General features: G+C 72.9%; 13 protein-coding genes and 1 other RNA gene. 1 reads left to right on the plus strand and 13 read right to left on the minus strand.

Annotated elements, in window-relative coordinates:
- Positions 1–17 precede the first annotated feature (17 nt).
- The 6 genes from OG871_RS15225 to OG871_RS15250 all read right to left on the minus strand — a co-directional run bounded on the left by OG871_RS15225 (position 18) and on the right by OG871_RS15250 (position 7,525).
- The gene (locus OG871_RS15225) at positions 18–2,354 is read right to left on the minus strand and encodes a xanthine dehydrogenase family protein molybdopterin-binding subunit (protein WP_371497310.1); all 2,337 of its coding nucleotides are present in this window, start codon (positions 2,352–2,354) and stop codon (positions 18–20) included.
- Positions 2,351–3,547, minus strand: a complete 1,197-nt coding sequence (locus OG871_RS15230) for a (2Fe-2S)-binding protein (protein ID WP_371497311.1) — start codon at positions 3,545–3,547, stop codon at positions 2,351–2,353. The genes OG871_RS15225 and OG871_RS15230 overlap by 4 nt, the downstream gene beginning before the upstream one ends.
- Complete coding sequence (locus OG871_RS15235) at positions 3,544–4,410, minus strand: xanthine dehydrogenase family protein subunit M (protein WP_371503320.1); 867 nt, start codon at positions 4,408–4,410, stop codon at positions 3,544–3,546. The genes OG871_RS15230 and OG871_RS15235 overlap by 4 nt, the downstream gene beginning before the upstream one ends.
- Positions 4,411–4,900: 490 nt before the next feature.
- Positions 4,901–6,547, minus strand: coding sequence for a beta-N-acetylhexosaminidase (locus OG871_RS15240; RefSeq protein ID WP_371497312.1), 1,647 nt, complete (start codon positions 6,545–6,547; stop codon positions 4,901–4,903).
- A gap of 51 nt (positions 6,548–6,598) precedes the next feature.
- The gene (locus tag OG871_RS15245; RefSeq protein WP_371497313.1) at positions 6,599–6,877 is read right to left on the minus strand and encodes a DUF3039 domain-containing protein; all 279 of its coding nucleotides are present in this window, start codon (positions 6,875–6,877) and stop codon (positions 6,599–6,601) included.
- A gap of 69 nt (positions 6,878–6,946) precedes the next feature.
- Complete coding sequence (locus OG871_RS15250) at positions 6,947–7,525, minus strand: YqgE/AlgH family protein (RefSeq protein ID WP_371497315.1); 579 nt, start codon at positions 7,523–7,525, stop codon at positions 6,947–6,949.
- Between the two features lie 256 nt (positions 7,526–7,781).
- Between OG871_RS15250 and murA the strand changes: the two genes are divergently transcribed.
- Positions 7,782–9,125 (plus strand): UDP-N-acetylglucosamine 1-carboxyvinyltransferase, encoded by a 1,344-nt coding sequence (gene murA / locus OG871_RS15255; RefSeq protein ID WP_371497316.1) that lies wholly within the window; start codon positions 7,782–7,784, stop codon positions 9,123–9,125.
- A gap of 141 nt (positions 9,126–9,266) precedes the next feature.
- On the opposite strand, the gene OG871_RS15260 is transcribed toward murA, so the two are convergent.
- The 7 genes from OG871_RS15260 to smpB all read right to left on the minus strand — a co-directional run bounded on the left by OG871_RS15260 (position 9,267) and on the right by smpB (position 18,280).
- Positions 9,267–9,548, minus strand: a complete 282-nt coding sequence (locus OG871_RS15260) for an HU family DNA-binding protein (RefSeq protein WP_033823863.1) — start codon at positions 9,546–9,548, stop codon at positions 9,267–9,269.
- 479 nt (positions 9,549–10,027) lie between these two features.
- Positions 10,028–11,503, minus strand: coding sequence for an NAD-dependent malic enzyme (locus OG871_RS15265; protein WP_371497317.1), 1,476 nt, complete (start codon positions 11,501–11,503; stop codon positions 10,028–10,030).
- A gap of 394 nt (positions 11,504–11,897) precedes the next feature.
- Positions 11,898–14,219 carry a UvrD-helicase domain-containing protein gene (locus OG871_RS15270; protein ID WP_371497318.1) on the minus strand — a complete coding sequence of 774 codons (2,322 nt, stop codon included), beginning with the start codon at positions 14,217–14,219 and terminating at the stop codon, positions 11,898–11,900.
- 180 nt (positions 14,220–14,399) lie between these two features.
- Positions 14,400–15,578, minus strand: coding sequence for a uroporphyrinogen-III synthase (locus tag OG871_RS15275; RefSeq protein WP_371497319.1), 1,179 nt, complete (start codon positions 15,576–15,578; stop codon positions 14,400–14,402).
- Positions 15,579–15,776: 198 nt separating this feature from the next.
- On the minus strand, positions 15,777–17,150 hold the full coding sequence (locus tag OG871_RS15280; protein WP_371497321.1) for a nitrate/nitrite transporter: 1,374 nt from the start codon (positions 17,148–17,150) through the stop codon (positions 15,777–15,779).
- A gap of 185 nt (positions 17,151–17,335) precedes the next feature.
- Positions 17,336–17,714: a transfer-messenger RNA gene (gene ssrA, locus OG871_RS15285) on the minus strand.
- 89 nt (positions 17,715–17,803) lie between these two features.
- Positions 17,804–18,280: an SsrA-binding protein SmpB gene (smpB, locus tag OG871_RS15290; RefSeq protein ID WP_371497322.1), complete on the minus strand. Its 477-nt coding sequence runs from the start codon at positions 18,278–18,280 to the stop codon at positions 17,804–17,806.
- Positions 18,281–18,295 lie beyond the last annotated feature (15 nt).

Genomic DNA, 18,295 nt, shown 5'->3' on the forward strand with positions numbered 1-18,295 from the left:
GGGCCCCGGCCGCGTCGTCAGCCGACGATGGCGTCCTCGGGCAGGATCGGCAGGCGGCCGACCGGCAGGCCGGTGGCGGCCCGTACGGCGGCGGCGACGGCGGCCGGGGCGACCACGGCGGGCGCGGCGCTGACGGCCTTGGCGCCGAAGGTGGCGACCACGTCGCGCTCCTCCAGCAGGGCGGCGATCCGGATGTCCGGGGTGTCGAGGGCGGTGGGCAGCCGGTAGCCGGTGAGCGAGGGGTTGACCAGCCGGCCGCCCTCGGTCCGCAGGTCCTCCAGCAAGGCCAGGCCGACGCCCTGGGCGACCCCGGCCTCGATCCGGTCCTCGATCTGGCGCGGGTTGAGCGCCCGGCCGACGTCCTGGGCCACCGTCACGTCGACCACCCGGACGGCGCCGAGCTCGATGTCGACGTCGACCACGGCGCGCATCGCGCAGAACGCGATCGAGACGAAGGCGTCGCCCTGGCCGGCCTCGTCGAGCGGTTCGGTCGGGTGCGGGCGGCACTGGGCGGTGGCCCACAGCTCGCGGCCCTCCAGCGCCTCCCCGACCGGCATGCCGAGTACGCCGTCGTAGGAGGTGATCTTGCCGTCGGAGATGGTGAGCAGCTCCACCGACATGCCGAAGTTCGCGGCGATCGGCTGCAGCATCTGGTGCCGGACCATCAGCGCGGCGCGCTCGACGGCGCCGCCGGAGACCCAGGTGTGCCGGCCGCGGGCGGAGGGCCCGGCGCCGGACTGGTCGCTGTCGACGGGCGCGATGTAGACCTCGCTGACACCGAGCACGGACTGCACGATCTGCCGGGCGAGGGTGGCGAAGCCCTGACCCGAGTCGACGGCGGCGCAGATCACCGTGGCGTGGTCGCCGCTGACCCGGACGGTCGCGGTGGAGACCTCGTCCTCGCCCTCGGCGCCGAGCATGTGCACCAGGCCGACCGCGTAGCCGATGCCGCGCCGGACGGCTCCGGGGTCGCCCGCGCCGCCGGGGCCGCCGGGCAGCAGCCAGTCGGCCTCCGGGTCGTCGACCGGGAGGGCCGGCAGCGGCTGCTCGGCGATGGCCTCCAGCAGGGCGGTGACCGGGGCGGGGCAGGTGACGGACTGTCCGGTGGGCAGCGGGTCGCCGGTGGTCATCGCGTTGCGGCGGCGGATCTCCAGCGGGTCGATGCCGGTCCGGGCGGCCAGCTGGTCGAGCTGGGACTCGTAGGCGAAGCAGGCCTGCAGGGCGCCCTCGCCGCGCATCCGGCCGGCCGGCGGGTTGTTGGTGCGCACGGCCCAGGCGTCGACGAAGACGTTGGGGCAGACGTACGGCCCGACCGAGAAGGCGGTGGCGGCGGCCAGCGCCTCCGAGGAGACGTCGGCGTAGGCGCCGCCGTCGAGCAGGATCTGCGCCTCGACCTTGACCAGCCGGCCCTCGGCGTCGGCGTGGTGGCGGTAGCGCAGCAGTGCCGGGTGGCGGGTGGTGTGGGTCTGGAAGGACTCCTCGCGGGTGAGGGTCATCTTCACCGGGCGGCCGGTGCGCAGCGCGAGCAGGGCGAGGGTGACCTGGAAGGAGAGGTCCTCGCGGTCGGCGGTGGCGCCGGGCACGCCGGTGACGACCAGCCGGACCCGGTCCGGTTCGAGGCCGAGGCAGGCGGCGGTGCGGTCGCGGTCGCCGTGCGGGTCGGTGGTGGACAGGTGCAGTTCGACACCGCCGTCGGGGCGGGGCACCGCGAGGCCGGCCTCGGCGCCGATCGGCGCCGGGTCCTGACGGCCGACCTGGTAGAGCCCCTCGACCACGACCTCGCCGACGGCCTCCGGGTCGCCGGTGCGCAGCGGCAGGTGGCGGAAGAGGTTGCCGTCGGGGTGCAGCGGGGGGGCGTTGAACGCGGCCTCGGGGTCGGTGACGGCCTCCAGCGGCTCGTACTCCACCAGGACGAGCGAGGCGGCCAGCCGGGCGGTGTCGGGGTGGTCGGCGGCGACTGCGGCGACCGGTTCGCCGTGGTGGCGGACGACGCCGGCGGCGAGGATCGGCCGGTCGGCGACGATCGGGCCGTGCGGGGCGCCGTCGGCGCTGCCGTCGGGTCCGGCCGGCAGGTCGGCGGCGGTGACCACGGCGTGGACGCCGGGGACGGCCAGCGCGGCCGAGGTGTCGACGGCGACGATCCGGGCGTGCGGGTACGGGGAGCGCAGCACGGCCCCCCAGAGCAGTCCCTCGGCCCAGAGGTCGGCGGCGTACGGGTAGATGCCGAGCGCCTTGGGGAGGGCGTCGGTGCGCAGGGGCGAGCTGCCCAGGCCGAAGGGTTCGGGGGCCGGGCCGTCCTCGGCGGGTGCGGGCGCGGGGGCGGGGGCCGGCGCGAGGTCGGTGGGCGAGCTCATGCGTTCCTGTCCTCAGGGAGGAGGATCCCGTGGGCGGGGGTGGTGCCGTCGTAGCCGGAGCCGTCGTAGGCCGGGTTCTCGTAGACCGTGCCCTCGTAGCCGCCGGCCTCGAAGGCGCCCGGGTCGTACGCGCCGGGCTCGAAGCCGGGTGCCGGGTAGTCCGGGTAGTCCGGGTAGCCGGCGGGCCGGTAGCCGGGTGCGGGGTGCCCGGTGCCGTGCGGGGGGGTGGGCAGGTACGGGGTGCCGTGGGCGGGGGTGGTGTCGTGGCCGGGGCCGTCGTGCGCGGTGCCGTGCGCCGGGGTGGGCTCGTGACCGGGGGCCGGGTGGTAGCCGGTGTCGTACCCGGTGGGCTGCGGCGGTACGACGGGGTAGCTGCCGGTCTCGTAGTCGGCCGGGTCCGGGGCCTGCGGGTGCCCGCCGGTCTCGTAGCCGCCGTTGTGGTGGGTGGTGCTGTACACGCCGGTGCCGACGGCGGTGGGCCGGTCGGGCTGGAACTGCTCGGCCTCCACCCACAGCTCGGAGTCGGCGTACAGCGGGAGTTCGCCGGCCAGCGGGAGGTCGGCGGCGGACTGCGTGGCGGCCGGCGGCGGCTGCTGGGCCGGGGTCTGCGGCTCGGAGCCGGCCTGGGCGGCGGACTCGGCCTCGGCCTCGAGTTCCGCCTCGCGCTGGTCGGCGACGGTCTGGACGGCGGCCAGCACGCCCCGGTAGCCGGTGCAGCGGCAGAGGTTGCCGCAGAGCGCCTGGCGGGCCTCGACGTCGCTGGGCCGGTGGTTGCGCTGGAGCAGGTCGTGCACGGCCATCGCGAGGCCCGGGGTGCAGTAGCCGCACTGGACGGCACCGGACTCGGCCAGCGCCCGCTGGACGTCGCTGGGGCCGCCGGCCTCGGAGAGGCCTTCGACGGTGGCGATCTCGCTGTCGGCGGCGAGTGCCGCGGGTACCAGGCAGCCGGCCACCAGCTGGCCGTCCACCTGGACCGAGCAGGCGCCGCACTCGCCCTGTTCGCAGCCGCCCTTGGCGCCGGCCAGGCCGAGCCGCTCGCGCAGCACGTAGAGCAGGCTCTCGCCGATCCAGGCGTCGGTGACGGGCCGTTCGAAGCCGTTGACCCGGAGTGTGTAGGAGGCGCAGGGGCGCACGTCGCCGCCGAGTACGGTCGGCTGCCCGGTCGGCTGCTCGGTCGTCGGGTGGTCCGTCACTTCAGCGCCCTTCCAAGTGCCCGGCGGGCCAGTACCGCCACGGTACGCCGCAGCCGGACGGCGGCGGCGCTCGGCCCCTCGCCCACGCCCTCCAGGGCGCCGTCGGGGATGCAGGCCCCGGCGACGTACTCGCCGAAGGCCGCCAGGGCGGCGGGGTCGATGGTGGTGGCGCCCTCCTCGTTGCGGGCGTCCCAGTCGATGCAGCCGGCCACCCAGGCCTCGGCCTCCAGCGGGCGCAGCGGTACCGGGGCGACGGCGCCGACGGCGCAGCGGACCGCGCGGCGGGCGGGGTCGAGGACCAGGGCGACGGAGGCGGTGGCGCGGGCCGGGCCGCTGCGGCCGGTGGACTTGAGGAAGACCTGCGGGGCGTGCAGCAGCGGGACCCGGACCCAGGTGAGCAGTTCGCCCGGGCGGATCGGGTCGAGGCCGGTGAGCAGGTGGCTGACGGGTACTTCGCGGGTGCCGCCGGCCCGGGCGAGGGTGGCGGTGGCCTCCAGGGCGGCGAGCACCGGGAGGGTGTCGCCGGTGGCGGCGGCGGTGGCCAGGTTGCCGCCGAGGGTGCCGACGTTGCGGACCTGCGGGGGGCCCGCGGTGCGGGCGGCGTCGGCGAGCGCGGGGATGAGCGCGGCGAAGTCGGGGCGGTCCATCCGGGCGTGGGTCAGCCCGGCGCCGAGTACGGCGGTGCCGCCGTCCTCGTAGCGCCAGCCGCGCAGTTCGGTGATCCGGCCGAGGCCGATCAGGGCGGCGGGGCGGAGCCGTCCGGCGTTGACGGCCTCCATCAGGTCGGTGGCACCGGCCACCGGCACCGCGCCCGGGGTGGCGGCCAGCGCCTCGACAGCCTCGTCGACCGAGGCCGGCAGCATGATCGTCCGGTTCACCAGGATTCCACCGTGCTCCACTTGCTCATCAACTGCCCAGCTCCCCCGGTGTTCGGCCGGGGTGCCTGCGGGCGGTGCGACCTGGCCCGTAGGGTACGGGCGATCGGGCCGGGTTGGGCAACTCTGGCACACAAAGTTTGGTGATCATTTCCCGGGTCGCGAGGCATCGGCCGAAATCTCGGACAAGTCCGGGCATAAGTCGATCCGATCCCGCCCGCACTCGTTCGACTGTTCACCTGATCTTGACGCTGACGATCGCCGCGGAGTTCCCGCTCCACCCCCGCCGGCCCTTGTTCATCGGGCCCGCCACCCCGTCCGGCACCGCCCGGCCGGGCCATCCTCAAGGTCTCGCAACGATTTGGTGTGGATACGATCAACCATCCCTCCCCGGACCCGGGGGTGACCGGCCGGCAGCTCCCGCCGACCGGTCACACGGAGGTCCGGCAGCCGCACGTCCGTCCGCCGGGGGCGGGGCTCAGAGCGCCGGCGGCCGACCGTCGACCGGGCGGCCGAGGACCCCGGGCCTGCGCTGCCACGGACGCGGCCCCTCGGGCCGCCGGTACTCCACCCCGAGCGCGTCCAACCGCGGGTAGTGGGCGGCCATCCGGCGTTCGAAGTCCGCGAAGTCCCGGTCCGCCGGATCGGCCGGCAGCGCCGACCAGACGACCTCGGCGAAGGCCGCCAGCCGGGGGAAGGCCCGGTAGTCGACGTCCCGGGCGTCGTCCATGAACTCGGTCCACAGGTTGGCCTGCGCGCCCAGCACGTGGGCAGCCGCCTCGGCCCCGAGCCCGGCCGGCACCGGCTCGAACCGGTAGACGTCCTCCAGCGAGCGCACGTAGCCGACCGGGATCGGCTCGTCCTCGCCGGCCGCCTGGCGGTGGTCCAGGTAGACGTACTGCTCGGGGCACATCACCACGTCGTGCCCGGCCTCGGCCGCGGCGACCCCGCCCGCGTACCCGCGCCAGGAGGAGACCGCGGCGCCGGGGGCGAGCCCGCCCTCGAGGATCTCGTCCCAGCCGATCAGCCGGCGCCCGCGCTCGGCCAGCCAGCGGTCGAAGTGCCGGATGAACCAGCTCTGCAGCCCGTCCTCGTCGGCGAGCCCGAGCTCCTTGATCCGGGCCTGGGCGGCCGCGCTGGCCCGCCACTGGTCCTTGGGGCACTCGTCACCGCCGAGGTGGACGAACTCGGACGGGAAGACCTCCAGCACCTCCTCCAGGACCCCCTCGAAGAAGCGCAGGGTCCGTTCGGAGACGTTCAGCACATTGGGGTTCACCCCCCAGTCCGTCCACACCCCGAGCGCGGCGGTGTCCACCACGTCGGTGTTGCCCAGCTCGGGGTAGGCGGCGATGGCGGCCTGCGAGTGGCCGGGCAGGTCGATCTCGGGGACGACGGTGATGTGCCGCTTGGCCGCGTACGCGACGATCTCGCGCAGGTCGTCCTTGGTGTAGTAGCCGCCGTGCGGGCGGTCGTCGCGGCGCTCGCCGGCCCGGAAGCCGACCATCGAGCGCTCCCGCCAGGCGCCGACCTCGGTGAGCCTCGGGTAGCGCTCGATCTCGATCCGCCAGCCCTGGTCGTCGGTCAGGTGCAGGTGCAGCACGTTGAGCTTGTGCGCGGCCAGCTGGTCGACGAAGCGCAGCACGTCCGCCTTGGGCAGGAAGTGCCGGGAGACGTCCAGCAGCACACCGCGCCAGCCGAACCGGGGCGCGTCCTCGATCGTGACGCTCTGGATCTTCCACGGCTCGCCCGGGATCGGGGCCCTGCGGAAGGCCCTGGGCCCGAGCAGCTGGCGCAGGGTCTGCGCGGCGTAGAACAGCCCCGGGCGTCCGCCGCCCGCCAGCCGGGCACCGTAGACGTCGACGGTGATCGTGTAGGCCTCACGCCCGCGCTCGGCGCGCAGCCGCTCGTCGAACGAGAGGGTGATCGAGTTCGCGGACTGGGTGGCCTGCTGCGCCGCGCAGGCGTCGAAGGTGAAGCCGGTGGCCGCCGAGAGTTCGGAGCGCAGCCAGCGGGCCACGCCCTCGGCGCCGTGGTCGGCGCCGATCCGGCTGGTCGCGGTGAGCTCGAACGTCCACTCGTGGCGGTCCCACTCGTGCAGGCGGGTCGGGGCAGGAATGAGGTCCATGCGCCTCATCCTGCCCCGCGGCCACCCAAGTGGCATAGACCAATGCGCGACTCAGCCCTGCTGGTCGTCGCCGCCCTTGTCCGAGCCGAGACCCTCGAAGATCTCCTTGCACATCGGACACACCGGGTACTTCTTGGGGTCGCGGCCCGGGACCCAGACCTTGCCGCAGAGCGCGACCACCGGGCTGCCGGAGAGCGCGCTCTCCATGATCTTGTCCTTCTGGACGTAGTGCGCGAAGCGCTCGTGGTCGCCGTCGCCGTGCGACACCTGCGGGACGGGCTCGACCAGGGTGCCGGTGCCGAGGCCGCGCTCGGGCTCAAGAGTGCTCATGAGTGCCAAGTCTAAGGTCGCCGCCGGGAACCGGGCCAGTAGCGCCCCGGCGACCCGGACCGGCCGGTCTCAGTTGAGGGTCGGATCGTCCGGGTAGGTGGCCAGCATGGCGAGCGGCCCGCGCTGGCGGCGCAGCACCGAGCGCCACAGCCGGTCCGGGTCCGGGCACGAGACGTCGCCCGGCTCGCAGTCGGCCAGGTACCAGGCCCCCTCCGCGATCTCGGTCTCCAGCTGTCCGGGCGACCAGCCCGCGTACCCGGCGAAGACCCGCAGCGCGCCCAGCTCACCCACCAGGACCTCCGGCGGGGCCTCCAGGTCGACCAGCCCGATCGCGCCGTGCACCCGCCGCCAGCCCAGCGGCTCGGCGTGACCCTCCTCACCCGGGACCACCGCGATGGCGAGCGCCGAGTCGAGGGCCACCGGGCCGCCCTGGAAGATCACCGGCGGCTGCCCGGTGAGGTCCGCCCAGGCGTCGAGCACGCTGGCCACCTCGACCGGCGTGGGGCGGTTCAGCACCACGCCGAGAGCGCCCTGCGTGTCGTGGTCGAGCAGCAGTACCACCGCCCGCGCGAAGTTGGGGTCGGTCAGCACGGGCGTCGCGACGAGCAGTCGGCCGGTGTGCGAGAGGGCCGGGGTCATGCCCAACATGATCCCGCAGCGGGGGCGGCGAGGGGCGCCCAACACGAAACCTCCGCGAGCCGCACCCCCCACTCGTACGGCCCAATCGGACGGCCCGGACCACCCCGGCGGAGCATGATCACTTATAGGACACACGGGAACCAATCGACCGCCTACTACCATCTACGTTTGGTGGTGCGCCTTGCGCGGTGGATTCCGTCCCACAGCTGTCCGTCCACCGCCGCCTCTGCCCTGTCCTCCCCCCGGCACCCGGATTGCGAGAACGATGATCGACGACGTCCTGCTGGTCCACGGCGGTAATCCGCTCGAAGGCGAGATCCAGATCCGTGGTGCGAAGAACCTGGTCCCCAAGGCCATGGTCGCCGCGCTGCTCGGCCAGGGCCCCAGCAGGCTGCGCAACGTCCCGGACATCCGTGACGTCAAGGTGGTGCGCGGCCTGCTCCAGCTGCACGGGGTGACCGTGCGGACCGGCGACGAGGACGGCGAGCTCATCCTCGACCCCTCGCACGTGGAGAGCGCCAACGTCGCCGACATCGACGCGCACGCCGGCTCCTCCCGCATCCCGATCCTGTTCTGCGGCCCGCTGCTGCACCGCCTCGGCCACGCCTTCATCCCGGGCCTGGGCGGCTGCGACATCGGCGGCCGGCCGGTCGACTTCCACTTCGAGGTGCTGCGCCAGTTCGGCGCCTCGATCGAGAAGCACCCGCAGGGCACCTACCTGGTCGCCCCGCAGCGGCTGCGCGGCACCAAGATCGAGCTGCCCTTCCCCTCGGTCGGCGCGACCGAGCAGGTCCTGCTCACCGCGGTGCTCGCGGAGGGCGTCACCGAGCTGCGCAACGCGGCCATCGAGCCGGAGATCGTCGACCTGATCTGCGTGCTGCAGAAGATGGGCGCGATCATCTCGATGGGCACCGACCGCACCATCCTGATCACCGGTGTGGACGAGCTCGGCGGCTACAACCACCGCGCCCTGCCGGACCGTCTGGAGGCCGCCTCCTGGGCGTGCGCCGCGCTGGCGACCCGGGGCGACATCTACGTCCGCGGCGCCCGCCAGCTGGAGATGATGACCTTCCTCAACACCTTCCGGAAGGTCGGCGGCGCCTTCGAGGTCGACGACGAGGGCATCCGGTTCTGGCACCCGGGCGGCGAGCTCAAGGCGATCGCCCTGGAGACCGACGTGCACCCCGGCTTCCAGACCGACTGGCAGCAGCCGCTGGTGGTCGCGCTGACCCAGGCCAACGGCCTGTCCATCGTCCACGAGACGGTGTACGAGTCGCGGCTCGGCTTCACCGGCGCGCTGAACCAGATGGGCGCGCACATCCAGCTCTACCGCGAGTGCCTGGGCAGCACCCCCTGCCGCTTCGGCGCCCGCAACTTCAAGCACTCGGCGGTCGTCTCCGGCCCGTCCAAGCTGCTCGGCGGCGAGCTGGTCATCCCCGACCTGCGCGGCGGTTTCTCGTACCTGATCGCGGCGCTGGCCGCCGAGGGCACCTCCACCGTGCACGGGATCGACCTGATCAACCGCGGCTACGAGAACTTCATGTCGAAGCTGCGGGACCTCGGCGCCCACGTCGAGCTGCCCAGCGAGGAGCTCGTGACCACGGCCTGACCGGCCGTACGTCGTCGGTCCGCCGCCGGGCCCGCGCCCGGCGGCGGAAGGCCCCGCAAGGGGCCCTGGAACAGCACAGTGGCCGGTCCCCGAGGGGGACCGGCCACTGTGGCGTTCGGCGCGGCTCCGAGGAGCCTGGCGTCACTTGCCCTTGGCGGCTTCCTTGAGCTTCGAGCCGGCGCTGACCTTGACGCTGTAACCGGCCGGGATCTGGATCGGGTCGCCGGTCTGCGGGTTACGGGCGGTGCGGGCAGCGCGGAGGGTGCGCTCGAAGGTCAGGAAACCGGGGATGGTGACCTTCTCGTCGCCCTTGGCGACGACCTCGCCCGTGATCTCGGCGAAGGCGGCCAGCACGGCGTCGGCGTCCTTGCGGGTCACCTCGGCGCGCTCGGCCAGCGCGGCCACCAGCTCACTGCGGTTCATGTGTACTCCTGTGGTCTGTTGCTCTGCTGCGTGCAAGGGCCCACCGGTGCCCGGCTGGGGCACCCGGAGGGCCGTTGGTCCGCACACTGTGCTCATTCAGGCGAAAGGTGGTCAGGGGCCGGGCTCGCACCCCAAAGCGCCGCAAACTGCCCGCCTTGGTACGAATCCTGCCCCGACCGGCACTGAGAAAGCCAATCGGGCACCGGCGGGGTTGACCCGAACAGCGCCCGCCCCACGGAGTTGTGACGCTCCGTCGGCTCCGGGTGACCCGGTGCGGGCGGCGGTCGGGACGACTCGCCGAGACGCCTGAGGGGACGTTCCGTACTTGTCGGACACGCCGCCCCATGCAGGGCTACCGTACGCCCTGGCACCGACAAGCCCAAACACGCCCCTGCCCTTGTGTCGCAAGGGCTCGGGGCGTGCGGCGGCGGACAGGGCCACCAATCGGACATTTGACCGATCGGCAGCCCCGGCCCGGGTCAGAGTCCGACGGTCGGGAAAGTGGCCGTGTCGAGGGTGCCGACGATGCCGGGCGTGGGCCTCGACGGGGTCGGCTCCTCGCCGCCCCGGGCGGCCAGCGCGGCGTCCCGGACGGCCGCGGCGACGGTCTTGGCAACGTCCGGGTGGAAGACGCTGGGGATGATGTAGTTCGGGTTCAGCTGGTCGTCCGCGACGGTGGTGGCCAGCGCGAAGGCCGCGGCCAGCATCATCTCGGTGTTCACCGTGTGGCTCTGGGCGTCCAGCAGGCCGCGGAACACGCCCGGGAAGACCAGCACGTTGTTGATCTGGTTCGGGAAGTCGCTGCGGCCGGTGGCCACCACGGCGGCGGTCTGCCGGGCGACGGCCGGGTCGACCTCGGGGTCCGGGTTGGCCAGCGCGAAGACGATCGCGCGGTCCGCCATGGTGGCCAGGTCGTCGCCGTCCAGCAGGTTCGGGGCCGAGACGCCGATGAACACGTCGGCGCCCGCCACGGCCTCCTTGAGGCTGCCGGTGCGGCCGGAGCGGTTGGTGTGCTCGGCGATCCAGCGCAGGCTGTCGTTGAGGTCGTCACGGCCCTGGTGGACCACCCCGCGCACGTCGGCCACGGTGGCGTGCTCGACGCCGGCGGCCAGCAGCAGCTTGAGGATGGCGGTACCGGCGGCCCCGGCGCCGGACATCACCACGCGGATCTCGGAGATCTCCTTGCCGACCACCTTGAGCGCGTTGGTCAGCGCCGCCAGCACCACGATCGCGGTGCCGTGCTGGTCGTCGTGGAAGACCGGGATGTCCAGGGCCTCGCGCAGCCGGGCCTCGATCTCGAAGCAGCGCGGCGCCGAGATGTCCTCCAGGTTGATGCCGGCGAAGCCCGGCGCGATGGCCTTGACGATGGCCACGATCTCGTCCGCGTCCTGGGTGTCCAGGCAGATCGGCCACGCGTCGATGCCCGCGAAGCGCTTGAACAGGGCCGCCTTGCCCTCCATCACCGGCAGCGCGGCCTTGGGACCGATGTTGCCCAGGCCCAGCACCGCGGAGCCGTCGGTGACCACGGCGACGCTGTTGCGCTTGATGGTGAGGCGGCGGGCGTCCTCGGGGTTCTCGGCGATCGCCATGCAGACCCGGGCCACGCCGGGGGTGTAGATCATGCTCAGGTCGTCACGGTTGCGGATCGGCAGCTTCGACGACATCTCGATCTTGCCGCCGAGGTGCATCAGGAAGGTGCGGTCCGAGACCTTCCCGATGGTCACCCCGTCGATCGCCCGCAGCTTCTCGACGATCTCCTCGCCGTGCGCGACCGAGGAGGCCGCCACCGTGACGTCGATCCGCAGCGCCTCCAGGCCGGAGGCGGTCACGTCGAGGCCGGTGACCGAGCCGCCGGAGGACTCGACGGCGGTGGTGATCGAGCTCACCGCGTTGCCCGTGGCCGGAACCTCCAGCCGGACCGTGATCGAGTTCGAGACACTTGGCACCGTCGCCATCGACGTCCTTCTTCCGTCCGTGTTCAGGGGTGTCGGGCTGCGCCTTCAACAGTCTGTTGAATGGCGCGCCCTGCGCATGCTAGACCTCGATCGTCGCACCTACCAGCGGGTACCCAGAAATAAGGTTCCGGCTCTGTGCACAGTCCACAAAAGGGCCTCCCGCCGCCCTGGGCACACGTCCGAAAAACTGCCGGCGGGCACCTTGGTTCCAGGAGCCGATGCGTTACATTGGTCAGGACACCGGCTCGATCCAAGCCCCCGGGCCCAACCTTCGTCGCTTCGAGCGACCACTTGCCGCGAGGCGAGCATGGCGGGTCGGTGTCATCAACGTCGGACGAAGGCCCCCACCGCGGTGGGGGCCTTCGTCGTCTCCGGCGGCCCGGGTCCGGCAGCCTCAGTGCAGGAGCGCCGGAACCCCCGCCGCGTCCGGCAGGTCGTCCGGGCCGGAGAGCACGGTCAGCCGCTGGGTGGCGCGGGTCAGCGCCACGTACAGCACCCGCAGGCCCGCCTCCGACTCGCCGGCGATGCCGGTCGGGTCGGCGACCACCGTCGCGTCGTACTCCAGGCCCTTGGCCTCCAGGCTGCCCAGCGCCACCACCCGGCCGCCCAGCCCCTCGGCCCAGCCGGCCGCCTCCTCCCGGCGGTCCATCGGGACCACCACCGCCACCGTGCCGTCCACCTCGTCCAGCAGCCGGACCAGCTCGGCCCGGGCCGCGGCCGCGAAGGCCTCCGGCGCCGGGTCGGTGACCGCGGCGAACCGCGGCTCGACCCCGGTCGACCGCACCGCGCTCGGGGACGGCGTACCGGGCGCCGCGAGCGCCAGCACCTTGGCCGCGACCTCGGCGATCTCGGCCGGGTTGCGGTAGTTCACCGTCAGGGTGTGCCGACGGCGCGGCTTACCGGACAGCACCTCGTCCAGCGCTGCCTGGGCCTCCTGCGGGTGCGGCCAGGAGCTCTGCGCCGGGTCGCCGACGATGGTCCAGGTCGCCATCCGGGCCCGGCGGCCGATCATCCGCCACTGCATCGGGGTGAGGTCCTGGGCCTCGTCCACGATGATGTGCGCGTACTCACGACGCTCCACCGGCACCGCGGCCCGCTGCCGCGACACCCGGTCGGCATAGGTGGTGACCTCGTCCAGACCGCTCAGCAGGTCGACCGCGTCGACCTCGCGGGCCCTAGGACGGGCCGCCTCGCCGAGCAGCAGCTGGAGCTCATCCACCAGCGCCACGTCGTGCGCCGACAGCGGGCCACGGCCCTGGTCGTCCAGGTGACGCCAGGAGGCCGTCAGCAGCCGGGCCTCCTCCGGGGTGACCGCCCGGCGGGCGATCCGGTTCACGTGCCGGGTCTGCCGCATCGAGGCCAGCACCCGGCGCGGGGTGACGGCCGGCCACCAGGCGTCCAGGAAGGCCAGGAACGGCACCTCGTCCGAGACGTACTCGTCGAAGGACTCCCGCTCCTCCTGGCGCTGCTCGCGCTCGGCGTGGCTGACCGGCTTCGGCAGGTGCCGGACGGCGACCGACCAGAGCGCGTCGAGCAGCAGCCGGCGGGCCCGCGGGCGCAGCAGGTTCAACGGCGTGCCGCCGCTGCCGAGCACGTTGCCGCGCACGGCCCGCAGTCGGCCCGCGTCCAGCCGCAGGGCCTGGCCGCGGGCGAAGACCCGCAGCTCGGTCGGCTCGTTCAGCTCCAGGGCCGCCCGGGCCGCCCGGCGCAGCAGCTGGACCATCCTGGACGACCCCTTGACCCGGGCCGCCTCGGGAGTGTCGTAGCGCTCCGCCTCGATCCCGTCGACCAGGCTGCCGACCGCCCGGATCGCGACCTGGCCCTCCTCGCCCAGCGAGGGCAGCACGCCCTCGGTGTACGAGACCAGCAGCGCGGTCGGGCTGACCACCAGGATGCCCCCGGCGTACCGGCGGCGGTCCTGGTAGAGCAGGAACGCGGCCCGGTGCAGCGCGACGGCCGTCTTGCCGGTGCCGGGGCCGCCGGTGACCAGGGTGGCACCGGCCGCGGGGGCCCGGATGACCTCGTCCTGCTCCTTCTGGATGGAGGAGACGATGTCCCGCATCGAGTGGCTGCGGGCCCGACCGAGCGAGGCCATCAGCGCGCCGTCGCCGACCACCGCCAGCTCGCTGCCGTTCAGGGTCGGTGTCAGGTCGGGGCGCAGCAGGTCGTCCTCGACCCCGATCACCTTGCGGCCCTTGGAGCGGATGACCCGGCGGCGGACCACCCGGCCCGGCTCCAGCGGGGTGGCCCGGTAGAACGGCGCGGCGGCCGGCGCCCGCCAGTCGATCACCAGCGGGCCGAACTCGGCGTCGAGCACGCCGAGCCGGCCGATGTGCAGGGTCTCCGCGACGGCCGGGTCGGCCGGGTCCATCGGGGTCTGCGAGGGGATGCCGTGCTCCTCCGGGGCGTCCGCCTGCTGCAGGTCGATCCGGCCGAACAGGAAGTCCTCGAACTCGCTGTTGAGCCGGTGCAGGTGCGCGCCGGCCCGGTAGACCTGCGCGTCGCGCTCGGCGAGCGCGCCCGGGGTGCCGACCTGCACGCGCTTGGCGGCGTCCTCGAGGATGTACTCGGCCTCGGCGAGCTTCTCCTCCAGGCGGTGGTAGACGGTGTCGAGGTGCCGCTGCTCCTCCGCGATCTCACGGTCGCGGACCGTGTCGGGTTCGGTGGTGGTGGTGGTGGTGGTGGTGTCGTGCTGGGCTGAGCCGTGCGCGCCCAAGGAGCCCCCTGAGGTACGTCCTGCGGGTGGAGAGGGTGACCGCCCTCCAGGAAAAAGGCGGACGGATGATCCTACGCCTCCACCACCCGGCCCCGGGCACCCAGGGCCGGGCCCGCGCGCCGCTGCCCGCCCGGCCGGAGCCCGCACCGGGGCCCGACCGGGGCCCGACCGGGGCCTGCCCTAGTGGACCGACAGCTCGTCGCCGTACTTGCCGCCCGGGTCGGCGACCGGGTCGACCGCCAGCCGGTAGCCGCGTTTGACGACGGTGGCGATCAGCCGCGGGGTGCCGAGGGCCGTCCTCAGCCGGGCCATCGCGCTCTCCACGGCGTGCTCGTCGCCGCCGCTGCCCGGCAGGGCCCGCAGCAGCTCGGCGCGGGGCACCACCCAGCCCGGGCGGCGGGCCAGCGCCCGGAGCAGGGCCATCCCGGCCGGCGGGACGGGCCGTAGCTCACCGTCGACCAGCGCGGCCTGGCCGCGCAGCTCCAGGTGGTGCCCGACGACGGCGAGGCGGCGGGCACGGCGGGGCAGCTCGGCGGTCAGGGTCTGCACCATGGCGCCGAGCCGCATCCGCTCGGGCCACACGGTGGGGACGTCCTGCTCCTCCAGCGGCGCCGCGGTGACCGGGCCGACACAGACCGGCAGTACGTCGCGGCGCAGGGCGTGCAGCAGTTCCTCGGTGCGGCCGCGTTCGGCGGCGCGGTTGAGCAGGCTGATCGCGGCGGGGGCGCTGGTGAAGGTGACGGCGTCCAGGGAGCCGCTGCAGCAGGCGTCCAGCAGCCGGTCGAGCGGCCCCTGGTCGACCGGCGGCAGCCAGCGGTAGACCGGCACCTCGACCACCTCGGCGCCGGCCGCGGTCAGCGAGTCGATGAAGCCGCGCAGCGGGGCGCCGTGCAGCTGGACGGCGATCCGGCGGCCGTCCACGCCCTGCTCCAGCAGGTACTCCAGCACCTCGACGGAGGACTCCGACTCGGGCGACCACGCCTCGCGCAGCCCGGCCGCGCGGATCGCGCCCTTGGCCTTGGGGCCGCGGGCCAGCACGACGGCCTTGCCGAGCCGGTCGCTCAGCTCGTCGCCCAGGCCCCAGCCCTCGGCGGCCTCGATCCAGCCGCGGAAGCCGATGCCGGTGGTGGCGACCGCGATGTCCGGCGGATCGTCGACCAGGGTGCGGGTGGCGGTCAGCAGTTCGGTGTCGTCCGAGAGCGGGACGATCCGCAGGGCCGGACCGCGCAGGACGGCGGCGCCGCGGCGCTGGAGCAGGGCGGTGAGTTCGTCGGCGCGGCGGGCCGCGGTGATGCCGATGGTGAAGCCGGCCAGCGGGGGTACCGGCTCGGCGGTCTGACGGTCGGTCAGGTCGGCCATGGCGTACGGTCCTCTGGTGGTGCGCCCGGCGGCCCGTGGGCGGGCCGCAGGGTGGGGTGGGTGGACGGACATCGTCGCGTGCCGCCGTCACGCCCCGGGGTCGGTCTTATTTCCGCGCTGTTTCGCAGCTCGGAACGGGTGTGGGCGGCGCCACGGCGGACCCGCCGGCCAGGGGCGGGCCCGCCGTCGCGGGCGGGGTCAGACCTGGGCCAGGGCCGGGGTCCCCGCGGTCACCGTGCTGCCGGTCGGGCGGCGCAGGTAGATCGCCCAGGTGAGGGCGAAGCAGACCGCGTACGCGCCCAGGAACGAGGCGAACGCGGGGGTGCCGGTCTTCGCGGTCAGGAAGGACTGCCGGAAGGCGAGGTTGATGAAGAGCCCGCCGAGCGCGCCGACCGCTCCGATCACGCCGATCGCGGCGCCGGACATCCGGCGCGACCAGGCGGCCGCCTGCTCGGCGGTCGCGCCGCCGGCGATCCGGTCCTGGGCCTTGGCCTCGAAGATGCCCGGGATCATCTTGTAGGTGGAGCCGTTGCCGATCCCGGCGAAGACGAAGAGGCCGATGAAGCCGGGCAGGAAGAGCGCCAGCGAGCGCTCCGCCGAGGCGTAGGTGACCAGGCCGGTGGCGGCGGCCATCGCGACGAAGTTCCAGAAGGTGATCCGGGCGCCTCCCCAGCGGTCGGCCAGCAGGCCGCCGAGCGGGCGGATCAGCGAGCCGAGCAGCGGGCCGATGAAGGTGAGCTGGGCGGCCTGCAGCGGGGTGCGGCCGAACTGGTTCTGCAGGACGAGGCCGAAGGCGAAGGAGAAGCCGATGAAGGAGCCGAAGGTGCCGATGTAGAGCACCGACATCAGCCAGGTGTGCTTCTCGCGCAGGACTCCGGCCAGCGCGCCGGTGTCGTTCTTCATCGGCGCCAGGTTGTCCATGAACAGTGCGGCGCAGGTGGCCGCGATGATCACCAGCGGCAGGTAGATGCCCAGGACCAGCCGGGGGTGGCCGGCCCCGGCCCAGGTGATGACGGCCAGCGCGACCAGCTGGATCACCGGGACGCCGATGTTGCCGCCGCCGGCGTTCAGGCCGAGCGCCCAGCCCTTGCGGCGCATCGGGAAGAAGGCGTTGATGTTGGTCATCGAGGAGGCGAAGTTGCCGCCGCCGAGACCGGTGAGCGCGGCCACCAGCATGAAGGTGGTGTAGGAGGTGCCGGGGTGCATCACGTACGCCGCGGCCAGGGTGGGCAGCAGCAGCAGGAGGGCCGAGGCCACCGTCCAGTTCCGCCCGCCGAACCGGGCCACCGCGACGGTGTACGGGATCCGGACGAAGGCGCCGACCAGTGTCGGCATCGCGACCAGGAAGAACTTGCCCGCCGGGTCGACGTGGTACGCCTTGCCCATGAACAGCACCATCACCGACCACAGGCTCCAGATCGAGAAGCCGATGTGCTCGGAGAGGACGGAGAAGATCAGATTCCGGTTCGCGACGCGCTTACCGGTGCGCTCCCAGAATTCGCCGTCCTCCGGGTCCCACTGCTGGATCCAGCGTCCGCCCGATCTGCCCTGCCGTGCCGTTTCCGTGGTCATCCTGTGTCCCTCCGCCTGCAGGTGGCTTCCTGCCATCGACACTAGGTAGACATGGTTTCGGCCTCGTTGTGCACTGTGAAGGACAAGGAACCGTCAACTCACCCGGCGATCCGGGCCCGTGTGAGGAGCCTGGGAAGCACGAAAGCCGCCCTCCGGAGTGGAGGACGGCTCACATGCACATGGGGCGGTGGAGATGCCGGGAATCGAACCCGGGTCCAGTGCGACAGATTCAGGACTTCTCCGAGCGCAGTCCGCTGTGATTTTCTCGGCCCTGGCAGTCACGCGGACAAGCCGCCAACAGGCCCAGCTGCTGTTTGATTTCCCATCCACCCTCGCAGCCCGGGTGGACGGTTGAGTTCCCTAGATTATGCCAGGATCCGGGTCGGGAACGCCCCGGGCTGACACCCATTCACTCTGGCAGACTAGGCTGCGAGAGCGAACTGCTGGGAATCGCGCTTAGAGTTGGCGATTATTTGTTTGCGACAGATGGTTTACGAGATCATTGCCGCGTTCCTCGGCTCGCTTCTCCTGTTTCGACCTACACTGTCGAAACCGATCATCCCCATGTTGATTTGAAAAACAGCTCCGGCGGGCGGACCCTCCGGTGATGCTGGGCCCATAGTACGCGCTGTGACCGGCGAGGGTCCAGCAGATTAACGCTGACGCCGCCGCGCGGCGGCCACCGCACGGTCGGACTCACGACGGTCCTGCTGCTCACGCAGGGTCTGCCGCTTGTCGTACAGCTTCTTGCCGACCGCCAGGGCGATCTCCAGCTTCGCCCGGCCGTCCTTGAAGTAGAGCGAGAGCGGTACCAGGGTGTGACCGGTCTCCTTGACCTTGGACTCGATCTTGCGGATCTCCAGCTTGTGCAGCAGCAGCTTGCGCTTGCGCCGTGCCGAGTGGTTGGTCCAGGTGCCCTGGGTGTACTCCGGGATGAAGAGGTTGTCGACCCACGCCTCCCCGCCCTGGATGTAGGCGTACCCGTCCACCAGGTTGGCCCGCCCCTCGCGGAGCGACTTCACCTCGGTACCGGTCAGCACCATGCCGCACTCGAAGGTGTCGAGGATGGTGTACTCGTGTCGCGCCTTCTTGTTCTGCGCGACCAGCTTGTGTCCCTTTTCTTTTGCCATAGCGCCGATCATTCT

Source organism: Kitasatospora sp. NBC_00374 (assembly GCF_041434935.1).
Taxonomy (GTDB): domain Bacteria; phylum Actinomycetota; class Actinomycetes; order Streptomycetales; family Streptomycetaceae; genus Kitasatospora.